The sequence below is a fragment of the Levilactobacillus sp. LN180102 genome, assembly GCF_050106635.1.
Lineage (GTDB): Bacteria > Bacillota > Bacilli > Lactobacillales > Lactobacillaceae > Levilactobacillus > Levilactobacillus brevis.
The window spans coordinates 14,006-27,035 of sequence record NZ_JBNIIX010000018.1; the positions used below are offsets into that span (position 1 = coordinate 14,006).

The window sequence follows — 13,030 nt, forward strand, 5'->3', positions numbered from 1 at the left end:
GGTTTCTCGCCGTCAAATGGGCTTTTTTTAGCTAACGACTCACCGGACCAGGTTAACGCCCCTGTCCAGTATCATTTAAAATGCCGAATCACCCAATAAATCCCAAAAACGATCCCGCCAATTAAGGCAAAGAGCACCACAAAACAGACCAGGTAGTAAATTGAATCGCCTAAATTAACCACTTTCCCACCCCCATTCAATAATGAGAAGCTACCGTCTGTCCCCGAACCAATGACCCACATAACCGCTCATTTTTAGAAGTCATTTCTGTCAATTATCCCCTATACTACCGTGATTTACTAGCGAATCTTCGCCAACTTCTCTAAAGCTATACAAAAAATGAGAAGATTGGCGTACAATGAGAGAATAGTTAGGAGAGTGAAGATAGTGAGTAAAGAAATCACAGCGGATCAAACCGCTCGTTATCAACAAGCCTTAGCCAGCGATGCTAGTGCCAAGGTGATCGAACGTGCCGTGACGCATCAAGGAATCTTAGCCACAGCAGCCGACTATGCTTCTGAAGCCGACATGAGCCCAGTATTTTCCATCGACTTGGACACGGGTAAAGTGGCCAACCAAAAGCAAAGTGGTCGTTGCTGGATGTTTGCTGCATTAAATACCATGCGGCATCATTTAGCTGATCTCTTTAAGTTAAGCGACTTTGAACTATCCCAGAACTACACGTACTTCTGGGATAAGTTTGAAAAGGCCAACTATTTCTACGAAAATGTTTTGGCAACGGCAGATCAACCAACGTCTAGCCGTAAAGTGGCCTTTCTCATGACGACCCCACAACAAGATGGTGGTCAATGGGATATGCTCTGTGCCATCATTGAAAAGTACGGAATCGTCCCTAAGTCTGTGATGCCCGAAACTTACAACAGTTCCAAGTCTAACGAGCTCAACAGCACGCTGAACTTAAAGCTACGTAAGGATGCCACTATCCTACGTCAATTGGTTGCCGACAAAGCGAGCGACGATGAAATCGCAGCTGCTAAAGACAAGATGCTTCAAGAAGACTACCGGATCTTAGCCTTTACGTTGGGCGAACCCGTAAGCGAATTTGATTTCGAATATCGTGATGACGATAAAAACTACCACATTGATAAAGGTCTGACACCTAAGACCTTCTTCGATAAGTACGTCGGTTGGGATCTCAACGATTACGTTTCCATTATTAACGCCCCAACAGCTGACAAGCCATACAATCACACCTACACGGTGGAAATGTTGGGTAACGTCGTTGGCGGACGCGCGGTTAAGCACTTGAACGTCTCCATCGAAGACTTTAAGCAATTAGCCATCAAGCAACTCCAAGCTGGCCAATCTGTTTGGTTCGGTTGTGATGTTGGTCAAGAATCCGAACGGCAAAAAGGAATCATGGACACTAAGTACTACGATAAAGATGCCCTCTTTAACGTTGACTTCTCCATGACTAAAGCTGAAAAGTTGGACTACGGCGAAAGCCTGATGACCCATGCCATGGTCTTAACTGGCGTTGACTTAGTCGATGGTCAACCAACCAAGTGGAAGGTTGAAAACTCTTGGGGTGAAAAGGTCGGAACTAAGGGTTACTTCGTCATGAGTGATGCTTGGTTAGACAAGTATTGTTACCAAGTTGTGGTTAACAAACAATTCTTGCCAGCTGACTTGAAGACCACCCAAGAAACTGAAGAACCAACTGTCCTAGCACCATGGGACCCAATGGGTGCTTTAGCTTAATTGGCTACTCGAAAAAACGTCCGAGAATTTTTCTCGGGCGTTTTTTATATTGTCACGATAGTATCGCGCACCTATACGTGTACCAATACGTCAATAAAAAAGTCAGCGGCACACGTTCACCGCTGACACCTGGTTATTTCAATTTCATTGGTTTCATAATATGATCAAAGGTCGCCATCGCCAATTTTTCTGTTGACCATTCCGGATACATTGTTTTCTTCTCAAAATTATTCGATAGGAATACTACCCCAGTCTGACCATCATGACTCATCACAAAGGTACTCTCATAATCATCACCCATGCCATGGCCGTAATAACCACGCTGATTATCCAAATGATACATGCCACCGGCATAGTGAATCGATTGCTGACGTTCATGAAGCACATCCGCGCCTGCCTTGGTGGTGAGCAAGCTACCTGAAATGATCGCCCGCTCTGCGCGGAAGACATCCCCCGCACTCATGGTCGCATTTCCCGTCGCTAACTGGCTTGCTAAGTTAGCCGCCGCTGGTTTATGTGGCTGACTGTAGTCTCGCGGAACGGCACCCGCATATCCCACCGTCATCCCCTTAGTTGTCGTCCGAAGTTGGGCAAAACTCGTGTGGTTCAAATTCAGTGGTGTCACCAGTTGCTGATAAAATAACTCGTAGTAAGAATCATGGGTAACTTGATGCAAGATCCCCGCTAGTAGCGCATAACAAATCGGTTGGTAGTCAAATTTCCCAATCTTTTTTGCATCCACTTTGGCATTTTGACTGGCATACTTGTACACTTCGTTTTCAGTCAAGGTTGTAGCAGGCCGCAGCTGGCCAACAATTCCGGCTTCCATATTCAGCATTTGCCGAATAGTAACTCGCTGGCTCCCAGAAATTGATGGGTAATATTGACTTAACTTATCGGTCAATTGCAATTGACCAGTCTGAGCAGCCTTCATCACCAGCATCCCCGTCATCGACTTTTGAACAGAATTGATCATAAATTGTGATCGAACCGTATTTTTCTTATGGTGTTGGGCATTAGCCATCCCAAACGCCTGTTGATACACCACATGACCCTTTTTAACCACTAAAGCTGTGCCCACGAACTTGCGATTCTTCAGTTCTTGCCGCAAGTGTGCACTGAACTTCGGGGCCGACTTACCAGAGTTAGCTTTATCAAACGCCGTTTTCTGATGATTGCGCTGTTGCCGACTAATCGCCGCCGCTTTAGCAATCACCGCATGGGTTTGCCGCGCATGCCGATGATTAGTCGCCGCAACTTCCTGCTTGTCTTGTTGATCGATTTGGTGCATCCCCAACACCACGCCGCCAATCCCCACGATGACAGCAAGCAAAACCGCCCAATGGCGTAAGTTTCGTTTATTCAATTTCCTCAATCCCCCAATTAGAGTCAATCTAACCTTTAACCTGATTATACGAAAAAGCCGGCCAAAAACAATCAGATCACCTGATTATTTTCGCCGACTAGCCGAACTTATTATTTCTTTAAACAATTTAAAGTACTTGTTTGTCCAATACATTAAGCCGCGAATCAAATTCATAACGAATCGGTTCGCCATTAGCCACTTCTACCTGGCTAATATCGGCATCCGCCACCCGATCAAGATACTTAATCAACGCTCGTAACGTACTCCCGTGGGCCACAATGAGTTGGTTTTGACCATCGAGTAATCGGGGGGCCACTTGGTCTTCCCAATACGGCATTAAGCGGTGATACGCCATTTCTAAGCTTTCGCCCCGGGGCTCAACGTGCGATCCAAATGCATCGTAGCGTCGATCTTGACTCACATGATCTAACAGTGGGGGAACGGCGGAAAAGCTTCGTCGCCAAATCTTAACCTGCTGTTCACCTACCTGCTGTTGGACGGCGGCCTTATTTTTTCCTCGCAAGGCGCCATAATGCCGTTCATTCAGCCGCCAAGACTTATACTCTGGAATATACAGCTGATCAATCGCAGCCAGCACAATATGTGACGTCACGATTGCACGTTGGAGCATTGACGTATGCAACGCTGAAAACTGAATCCCGGTCTGTGCAACTAACTGTCCCGCCGCTTGAGCTTGTTCTCGTCCCCGATCAGTCAAGGGGACATCGCTCCATCCGGTAAAAATATTGTCGCGATTGGCGACACTCTCTCCATGCCGTAATATGACCAGTGTTGCCATTAATCACGCTTCCTTTCTATCTCAATTCTCACCGCTAATCATAACATAGCCATCTACAACTTGTGTAAACTTTCACGCGTAATTCTACTCATAAAAAACTGAACGGCTGGCAGTTCGCCCCCGTTCAGCCTTATTGTGTTAATCAATTGGTGACTCTGAATGTGCCGCCAATTTCGCTGGAACCTCATCATCCGCTTCTTGAAATTCACGAGCATCTTCCTCAGCCAGAGCCGATTCACGAGCCTTAACCCGGTTACCCATAAAGGTAATCACGGACCCAATTAGGATAATGACAATTCCAACAATGGTATTGGTCAAGATCTTCTCATGAATTAAAACGGCTGCTAAGATGGGCGCCAACCCCGGCTTGATGAAGAACACCAGTGACGCTGTCGACACGTCGGAGCGTTCCATTGCCAAAAAGTAAAAGGCGAAACCACCACCGGTCACACAAACACCGATAAAGAACAAAATCCAGAAATATTGCAAACTGACATTTTGCAATATTGGCAGTGCCGCAAACTGGTGTAACCAGCCAACTTGTCGCATGCCACCGGCAACAACTGGAATATGCGTAACTAACATCACCACCAAGAGCTCCAAGGCCCCCGCAAAGAATGTGAAACAGGTCATAATAATGCCATTAAACTGGTGCCGTACAGATCCCCATCGTGAAACGATGCTATACAACCCAAAAGTTAACGCTGAGCCAATTGCCAAAATCAGTCCGACTGGATTCGTCAAATGTGCGGGATTAACAATCACCACTAGCCCAACGATTGAAACAATCACGGCTATCAAGTTTGCACGGCCGAGTCGTTCATGCAAGATCAGGTAAGAGAAGATTAAAGCAAAGACTGGGTTACAGCTGAATAAAACAGCTACCGTTGAGGCCTCGTCAACAGAAATTGCCAGTTGATAAAGGGTCATACTAATAATGACACACACGAACCCCGTTAGAAAAAACAAGCCCCAATCGGACTTGGTCAAACGGTGATGTTGCTTATGTAGTGCCCGTAACGCGATTGGCAAGAGGACTACCCCACCAATAAAGAACCGAATCAGGTTCAATTGGATGGGATTAAAGGCCCCACCCGCCGACTTCAAAGCAATTTCCATCGAACTAAACATTAACGTTGAAAACGCGATGTATAACAGTGTTTTTCTCAAAACTAGAACTCGTTCCTCCTTAAAAGACACCCCGTAACTTAAGCCACGTGCTGCACAATGACCATGAGAATCGGAATCACCACTAAACTTAGGAGGGTCGTTTCGGTTACCATAATGGCGGCATAATCAGCGTCAGCGTGGTACAACTTAGCCACGACCGGGGCATTCGTCATGACGGGCATCGCTGCCTGTAAAATAAAGACTTGTTTCATTAATATTGGCATACCAGTTGGCAATACCAACAAGGCCATTAACACCGGCGCAATAATGAACCGACCTAGTAAAATCCCCAAGCTATCACGGTCTAACCGAACGTTTTGCAACCCGGCCCCGGCAATCGCCGTGCCAATAAAGATCATCGATAAGGGAATGGTCAGTCCTCCGACGTATTGAAAGTCCTGCATAATCCAATTAGGTAATTGAATATTTAATAAGACCAGCAAGACCCCCACCATAAAACCTAATAATGGTGGCGAAAAGATTTTACCTAAAGTCTGCTTAAGGTCAAATTTTGACCCAGCTTGCCCATCGCGTTGAATCAGGTACACACCCAGTGTCCAGAAAAACGTGGTATTGGCCATATAATAGACCAATACAAATGGCAAACTTTTTTCACCAAATAAGGCTTGATTGACGGGTAGACCCACAAAAACCGTATTTGAATTCAAAAACATGGACTCAAATAACCCCCGCCGATTGGGATGAATTCGGAAAATATGAAAGGCTAGGATCGACAGACCAAACATAATTAGCATCGACACCACTGGAAAACGGAGATCCGGTAAAGTCCTTTTCAAGGTCTCTGCCGAGAATTTCGCTGTAATCGTACTAATCATGTAAGCCGGCAACGCAATTTGGGTAACCAACCGTGCGATCAGCTTAGGGGCTTGTTCATCAAACCACCCTCGCCGCGATAGAACGTACCCGAGGCCAATCATCACTAAGATAATTAAAACACCGGAAACACTACGAATAAAGACGGCCATTCCGGGACCTCCCTGTTAAAGATTGTAAAAAAATTAGAGTTTCTTAAGCAACGCTTTTAATTATAGCACGCCCCTGCTATCTATCCTTGACGCAACCGGTTACAATTCCACATTTATCAGCCTTACCCTTACCTTGACAATGACTAAGATTTTTTGAAATTTGGACTAATTGGCCCAGTTTTTCACGAATTTATCCGGTCCGAACGTTTACGAATCGCCGTTTTTATGGTCTAATAAATTAATTGAGTCTACAGATTAATTCCAGGGGAATTTTAAGATCTGGTAAAGTCAACGGGCCTTTTTACCTTATAAGGCCCCGTTCCGATTTATAATGGGTAAAGATTTTGATGAGGATGAGGAAATAACTATGCCAAATGATAACGAAACAAGACGGCAACATCGACCGGAAGATTTCGAACAGGTCTATAGCAGCCGTGCCGACCGTAACTCTCACTATAAAGCACCACAGGTACATCCCCATCGCCCCGTGATGTGGACTATCGTAATTGCCCTACTCGTATTGCTAGGCGGGGGCCTAGCTTACGGGTATCAAGCATGGAACTCGGCCAAAAAAACGTTCAGTCAAACCTATGAATCTTCTAACGCAGCTAAAAGTCGTAATGTCTCAGCGGTCTTAAAGAAGAATAAACCCTTCTCGATTCTGTTAATGGGGACTGATACGGGGGCCTTAGGACGTTCTGATGTCGGCCGAACCGACACCTTGATGGTTGCCACCATCAATCCGACAAAGGAAACGGCCTATCTCACTAGTATCCCTCGGGACACACGGGTAACGGTTGGCTCTGGTGTCAACGCTTCGGTTCAAAAGATTAATGCGGCTTACACCATTGGCGGTTCGAAAACGGCTGTAAAGACCGTTGAGAATCTGCTAGATATTCCCATCGACTTTTATGCCATCGTGAATATGGGTGGCTTGGAAAAAATGGTAGATGCTGTTGGTGGTGTCGATGTTACACCACCACTGACTTTCCATTATGGTGCCGCTAATGTTACCAAGGGTAAGAAGATTCACTTGAATGGCAAGCAAGCCCTCGCCTACTCCCGGATGCGCCACGAAGATCCGTTAGGTGATTATGGCCGGCAAAAGCGACAACGGCAGGTCCTTCAGAAAATGGTCGTTAAGGCCGCTGGCTTATCATCAATTACACGCTATCAAACCATCCTCAAATCACTCAATGGTAACTTGAAGACTGATTTGACCTTCGATGATCTGATGCAGATTCGGGCTAAATATGGGGACGCTTCTCATCATATCAAGTCAGAAACACTACAAGGACAAGATGCCATGATTGATGGCTTATCTTACCAAGTCCCAACAACTAGCGAGCTTAAAAAAGTGTCCAATCATATTCGTAAAACATTGGAATTAGCCAATACGACTAAATTTACAACGGATGCCGATACTGACACGACTGGTTCTACCGCATACGGTAGCAGTGATAACAGTGGTTACGGCTACTAATAAACTATAAAAACCAACCATTTCTTTGCGAATGGTTGGTTTTTATTTACACGAAATTAAAAATTCCCCTTGCCAATTTGACAATTTTTCTATAATATTTAAATAGTAATAATTACTATTTAGATTGAGGAGAGAAATCATGTCATCTTTTTGGAAAAAGCTATCCTTGTTAATCGTTTTGTTCACACTCGGTGGCACCTTAGCCGCTTGTTCGTCCCAAAAGAAAGCTACCACTAGTCAGGCAAAGCCAATCCACGTCGTTGCCAGTCTCGACTTTTATGGTGAAGTGGCACAAGCCGTCCTCGGGGATCACGGTACTGTCACGACAATCATTAAGAGTCCTAGCATCGATCCGCATGACTTTGACCCCACCCCCAAAGACGCACAGGCCGTCACCACGGCCAATGTGGTTCTTTCCAACGGCATCGGTTATGATGCCTGGATGCAAAAGCTCGTGAAGAGCTCTGGACGTAAGGGCGTCACCAATTTGCGTGTCGGTGAAGATGTTATGAAGAAAAAAGTTGGGGACAACGAGCATCTCTGGTATGATCCACAGACAATGGCGGCCCTAGCTAATGCCCTTGCCACTCAGTTCGGTAAACAGGCCCCCAAGTACAAACAGGTTTATCAAAAAAACGCTGCCGCTTATATTCGCCACCTAGCCCCCTTACAGCAACAGATAAAGACGCTCAAGCAGCGAAGCCATCAACAACGAGTTGACGTTAGCGAACCTGTTTTTGACTACGCCTTAACGGCCCTCGGCTATCGGCGTAATAATTCTAGCTTTGAAATGGCCGTTGAAAATGGCACCGATCCTTCGCCTAAATCCATCAAAGCTATGCGCCAAGATATCATCAATCACCGAATTGCCTTTTTCGTAAACAACTCCCAAGCTAGTGACAAAACTGTCGCAACCATGGTCAAATTAGCCAAGCAACATCACGTCCCCGTCCTAAACGTTACTGAAACACTACCTAAAGGTAAGACCTACTTGAGTTGGATGCAATCTCAATACCGCCAGCTTGCCAAGATTCAGCAAGAAGCGGCACACTAACCTAGCGAAAAGCCTCGCTGACTTATTGCCACATCGGTTAATACCATAAATAGGGTTTCCAAGAGCTAGGTAACTTCTTGGAAACCCTATTTACTATTGCAAATTATTTCCGTGCCATTCAGTCTACTGGTCCCTTAAATTAGGATTTAGTCTGCGTACCCGGCACCTTATCCGTAAAATCCATCGCCGATATCCGACCATGACGTCGTGCATAAAACAAAACTGCCAATCCAGAAAAGGCCACCGTAACCCCCAACAACATGCCCATCTCAGGAAGCGCTGTATTTCCAATCATCAGCGTCTCCCGTAATCCATTGACAGAATAGGTCATCGGCAACCAGGGATGAATGGCGTTAAAAAAGCCATTCGATAGTTGAATTGGGTAAGTACCGGCTGAGCCACCCAACTGTAACACCATCAAGATCATGGCGAAAAAGGCCCCCGGTCGTCCTAACACCAAATTCAGCCAATACACAATTGCCATGAAGGCCGCTCCTGTGCACAAAATCATCACGAAAGTTGCCCATGCATGAACGGGTGCCAGACCATCAATTAATTCCAAAAGGCTGATAATCAGTATCGCTTCGCCTAGAACAAATGCCCCCATAATTGATGCCTTACCTGTCCACCAAGCCACCACACTTCGCGGATATTTCCGTGGCGTATACATATCAAACATCATATTGAAGGCCAAAGCCCCCACAAAGAGGGAGACAGACACCATGTATGGTGCCATTCCCGTGCCATTATTGGGTGCTTCGTCACGCTCCGTATGGCTAGTGGTCGTTGGTTTAGCAAACTGCCGGTAAGTTAGCTGAGACGGATGTACCGTCGCACGATCCCCCGCCTTTTTAAGTGAGGTAGCTAATTTTTGATTACCCGTTTGTACTTTGGCTGTGCCAGTCGTCACTGACTCGGCCCCAGTTGCTAGTTTCCGTGTGCCAGCCGTTGCCTGCTGATTACCAGCAAGAATGGTTTGCATCCCCGACGTTAACCTTGGCCCATTAGTCGCCAAGGTCGTTAAGCCACTTGTCAGCTTAGTTGCCCCGGTATCCAGCTTTGTAACCCCTTGTTTTAACGCTGGCGTCTGTTGCGCTAACGTCGTCAAACCCGAAGTCACTTGGGCTGTCCCACTAGTTAACTGCTGATTTTTAGCCGTTAACTGTTGAGTGCCCGTCGCTAACTGGCTACTTCCTGAAGCCAGCTTTGTCGTCCCAGCTGTTAGAGAATTCCCCTTAGTGTGCAACGCTTGCGTTCCAACGGCCAAAGTTCCTGCCCCATCAGCTAATTGACTGACACCACTAGTTAACTGAGTGGACTTAGACGCCAATGTTTGCAACCCCGTGTTCAGTGCTGATAACCCCGAATTGGCTGTCGCTAAATGCTGGCTGAGCGTGTCCGCATTAATCGTCAAAGTATCAATTGCCGTCGCCAATTCATTCTGCTTACTTGCGGCCGTCGTGAGTTGAGTTGAAAGCGCCGCAACATTCGCACTATCTGGCAGTTCACTCAGATCTTGGCTTAATTGTTGGGCCGCGCGTTGGACCGCATTTAGGGATTGATCGTTCTGGCTACTGGCTGTGTCGGCCGTCTTTAGCATTGCCGCCTTTTGACTAGCCGTTAATCCAGCCTTATCCGCAGTCGCTGCTAGTTGACTGTGCAAGCTCGACTCAGCTGTTGTCTTAGCGTTAGTCATTGTCGTTAAGGTCGTCTCTAACTTTTCTGCATCCTGCTTAACTGCGGCTTGGGTTGTCGTACTCTCTGCCAAGCGACTAACCGCCTGTTTTAAGGCCGCCTGTTGCGTGGCCGAGCCACCAAGGGTCGTTTGTACCTTCTTCAACCCCGCTGCCAGTGCCGCGCTACCGGTCGTCAATTGTCCGACACCCGAACTTAACGACTGACTATGGTCAGCCACCTGGGTCAAATTGGTATTTAACTGCGTCGTCTTTTGATTCAGTGTAACTAACTGCTGACTTAACGTCTGGGCACCAGCATTGGCATTCGTCACACCAGCAACGTACTCCTGGGCACCAGTACTGATCGTTTGTGACCCACTGGCTAATTGACCAGCAGCCATATTCACGTTGTCTGCTCCCTGCGTATAGGCGTCCACACCTTTGCTGACCCGTTGACTCCCCGTTGCCAGTCTTTGGCTGCCCACAATTAATTGCTGAGACTTCTGTAACAGTTGGTCCAACCCCGTTGTTAGTTGCTGACTTCCCGCTTGAGCTTGGTTGACGCCAGTAACATACGTTTGCAGGTGCTCGGTAAGTGTCTGTTCACCATTAGTTAATTTGACAGAACTAGCTGCTAACGTCTTTAAACCATCGGCGACCTTTTGATCCGCCACCGTCAGTTGACGGCTCCCCTGTACTAACTGGTGGTTGCCCTTTGCTGCCGTCGTCAATCCCGTTCCCAACTTTTTGATTGACGTAAACATCGTTTGTGCATAGCTCTTCGTCACCTGCTCACCCACGCTTTGTGCGGCCGCCTTGGCGGCACTTGCCGTCATCTTAGCCGCAGTAAAATTGTGCCCGGCGCTCGTTTCATAATGTAATACCATCTTACTTGGCCGTTTGGTCATTAATGTCGTCGCGTTGTGCGAAAAGTTTTGTGGAATCGTCACAATCATATAGTATTTTCCCGCCTTGAGGCCCCGAGCGGCACTTTGGGCACCAACAATTTTGAAATCCATCCCATGAGAGTGTCGCAAATTGGTTGCCAGCGTCTGCCCGGCTGCCAGGTGTTGCCCCTGATAATCTACAGCGTGGTCATGGTTCACCACAGCCACCGGCAGATCTGATAGTTTCCCATAGGGGTCCCACATCGACTTTAAAAAGGTTACTGCATATATCGACGGGATCAACATAATCACAAATAAAACAATCATTAGTAGCTTATGCTGTTTTAAATACCGCCATTCTGCTTTAATCATCGCACTTCCCCCCTTGTTTATGCTATAGTGTGAACAACTTAACCTCATTCGGTCATACCGCATACGTATTTTGGCGGAGAACTTCCACAACAAAAAGACCCAACCTGAGGATTAAGCCACACTTTCGCCTCATTTGGGGTTTAACTAGGAGGAACTGATGACCGATCGACGTGTTCAACGTACCAAAACAGCCTTACGTCAGGCCTATCGTAAAATTGCCCGACAATACCCTTACCATGACATTACCGTTAAGCAACTCACCGATGAAGCTAATATCAATCGCAAGACATTCTATTTGCACTATGACTCTATCGACGACTTGGCCTACAGTTTCGCTGACGAAATTGCCGATAAACTCTTAAAACTATTGCTCCCTACCCCAGGAACGACATATTCAACCGTCGAACCCGGCTTCTGGTACGATCGTCTGTCGGCTTTTTTTGAAGAAGCCCCAGACTTCTACACCTTTATCCTCACCTCTGATGACTATAGCTTTGCCTCGCGGCGGGTTAAGCGCCAAGTCGCCATCGGTTTAACTCAAAACTTTCAACTCGGTTATGGTCTCAGCGAAGCCGATGCTAAGATTTGCGCTAATTTTCTTATCGACGGCACCTTAACCCTGTTCCGGTTGCGTATTACGGGTCAAATTGAGATGTCGTCTGCTGAGTTGAAACAAAAAATAGTGGCCTTAAATCTCACCGGACTTCATGGATTTCTTAAAAGTTAGCGTCTGTCATCAGAATAAACGATATAGGCATTGTTCTTTTTTGAAAATGCGTTAAAATGGATGTAAACTAACAAGCCATTTACCAGCAAAAAAGCTACTAAAAGGAGCACACGGTTATGTATCGTTTTTTTGTTCAACCACAAATTAATCAAGATAATCACCGAGTCTTTGGCTATGAAGTACTTTTACGCAAACAACAGCATGATTGCTGGGTATTACCTAAACACTTCACAGATATCTCTATCCCAGAACAAACGAAACTATTGGAGAAAACCGCTAATTCATTGCATACAGCTGTCAACCATCAGGTTTTAGCGTTCAACATTGACAATCAGCAACTACGAAATCCACTGACACTAGGGTCGATTATCGCTTTAAAAAAGCGGATTGCCCCAGCCGCTCTAACCATTGAGTTGACCGAAGCACCTTCGCTTGAAGAGATAAAGGCCTTCAGTCTCGCGGTGCATCAGTACGGAATTGATCTCGTTTTCGATGATGTCGGCACTGGATCAAACACTTATCAAAATATTCGCGACCTGTTGCCATTCGTCGATGAAATCAAATTCGCGATGCAAAATCTCCGGCAAACCGGCGAAGAAGCCCTAATCCCCTCAAGCCTAGCTTTCTGGGCCCAGGTTGCCCGTGATTACCGGCTACGCTTAATTCTCGAAGGTGTCGAAGATGAAAAAGATCAAGCTTTAGCCAAGAAAAATCACATTACACTCCATCAAGGTTACCTTTATGGTAAACCTAGCTTGGTCTAAATACTCATTCAAAAATAAGACAAC

Annotated in this window: 10 protein-coding genes; 5 read left to right on the forward strand and 5 right to left on the reverse strand. The window is 46.3% G+C overall.

Going from position 1 to position 13,030, the window contains the following annotated elements:
- Positions 1-387 precede the first annotated feature (387 nt).
- Positions 388-1,722, forward strand: a complete 1,335-nt coding sequence (locus ACP4IT_RS10260) for an aminopeptidase C (RefSeq protein ID WP_011667343.1) — start codon at positions 388-390, stop codon at positions 1,720-1,722.
- Between the two features lie 133 nt (positions 1,723-1,855).
- Here the strand turns inward: ACP4IT_RS10260 and ACP4IT_RS10265 are convergent, their stop codons facing one another.
- The 4 genes from ACP4IT_RS10265 to ACP4IT_RS10280 all read right to left on the reverse strand — a co-directional run bounded on the left by ACP4IT_RS10265 (position 1,856) and on the right by ACP4IT_RS10280 (position 6,043).
- Complete coding sequence (locus ACP4IT_RS10265) at positions 1,856-3,088, reverse strand: serine hydrolase domain-containing protein (RefSeq protein ID WP_011667342.1); 1,233 nt, start codon at positions 3,086-3,088, stop codon at positions 1,856-1,858.
- Between the two features lie 127 nt (positions 3,089-3,215).
- Positions 3,216-3,887 (reverse strand): 2,3-bisphosphoglycerate-dependent phosphoglycerate mutase, encoded by a 672-nt coding sequence (locus tag ACP4IT_RS10270; protein WP_011667341.1) that lies wholly within the window; start codon positions 3,885-3,887, stop codon positions 3,216-3,218.
- Positions 3,888-4,025: 138 nt separating this feature from the next.
- Positions 4,026-5,057, reverse strand: a complete 1,032-nt coding sequence (locus ACP4IT_RS10275; protein WP_024855145.1) for a DMT family transporter — start codon at positions 5,055-5,057, stop codon at positions 4,026-4,028.
- 38 nt (positions 5,058-5,095) lie between these two features.
- The gene (locus tag ACP4IT_RS10280) at positions 5,096-6,043 is read right to left on the reverse strand and encodes an AEC family transporter (protein ID WP_011667339.1); all 948 of its coding nucleotides are present in this window, start codon (positions 6,041-6,043) and stop codon (positions 5,096-5,098) included.
- A 367-nt stretch (positions 6,044-6,410) separates the two neighbouring features.
- Here ACP4IT_RS10280 and ACP4IT_RS10285 point away from each other — a divergent pair, with 367 nt between their 5' ends.
- Complete coding sequence (locus ACP4IT_RS10285; protein ID WP_024525651.1) at positions 6,411-7,526, forward strand: LCP family protein; 1,116 nt, start codon at positions 6,411-6,413, stop codon at positions 7,524-7,526.
- A gap of 139 nt (positions 7,527-7,665) precedes the next feature.
- On the forward strand, positions 7,666-8,580 hold the full coding sequence (locus tag ACP4IT_RS10290) for a metal ABC transporter solute-binding protein (RefSeq protein WP_024525652.1): 915 nt from the start codon (positions 7,666-7,668) through the stop codon (positions 8,578-8,580).
- Between the two features lie 139 nt (positions 8,581-8,719).
- On the opposite strand, the gene ACP4IT_RS10295 is transcribed toward ACP4IT_RS10290, so the two are convergent.
- Entirely contained in the window at positions 8,720-11,515 is a 2,796-nt protein-coding gene (locus ACP4IT_RS10295) for a YhgE/Pip domain-containing protein (protein WP_156646648.1), read from the reverse strand.
- 157 nt (positions 11,516-11,672) lie between these two features.
- On the opposite strand from ACP4IT_RS10295, the gene ACP4IT_RS10300 reads away from it, so the two are divergent.
- Together ACP4IT_RS10300 and ACP4IT_RS10305 are read left to right on the forward strand one after the other, a co-directional pair.
- Positions 11,673-12,242 (forward strand): TetR/AcrR family transcriptional regulator, encoded by a 570-nt coding sequence (locus ACP4IT_RS10300; protein WP_011667335.1) that lies wholly within the window; start codon positions 11,673-11,675, stop codon positions 12,240-12,242.
- A gap of 116 nt (positions 12,243-12,358) precedes the next feature.
- The gene (locus ACP4IT_RS10305; protein ID WP_426855629.1) at positions 12,359-13,006 is read left to right on the forward strand and encodes an EAL domain-containing protein; all 648 of its coding nucleotides are present in this window, start codon (positions 12,359-12,361) and stop codon (positions 13,004-13,006) included.
- Positions 13,007-13,030: the final 24 nt, after the last annotated feature.

Coding starts and splice junctions, on each gene's coding strand:
- ACP4IT_RS10270 (WP_011667341.1), bottom strand. CDS start 3,887: ATGGCAACACTGGTCATATTACGGCATGGAGAGAGTGTCGCCAATCGC.
- ACP4IT_RS10280 (WP_011667339.1), bottom strand. CDS start 6,043: ATGGCCGTCTTTATTCGTAGTGTTTCCGGTGTTTTAATTATCTTAGTG.
- ACP4IT_RS10285 (WP_024525651.1), top strand. CDS start 6,411: ATGCCAAATGATAACGAAACAAGACGGCAACATCGACCGGAAGATTTC.
- ACP4IT_RS10290 (WP_024525652.1), top strand. CDS start 7,666: ATGTCATCTTTTTGGAAAAAGCTATCCTTGTTAATCGTTTTGTTCACA.
- ACP4IT_RS10295 (WP_156646648.1), bottom strand. CDS start 11,515: ATGATTAAAGCAGAATGGCGGTATTTAAAACAGCATAAGCTACTAATG.
- ACP4IT_RS10300 (WP_011667335.1), top strand. CDS start 11,673: ATGACCGATCGACGTGTTCAACGTACCAAAACAGCCTTACGTCAGGCC.
- ACP4IT_RS10305 (WP_426855629.1), top strand. CDS start 12,359: ATGTATCGTTTTTTTGTTCAACCACAAATTAATCAAGATAATCACCGA.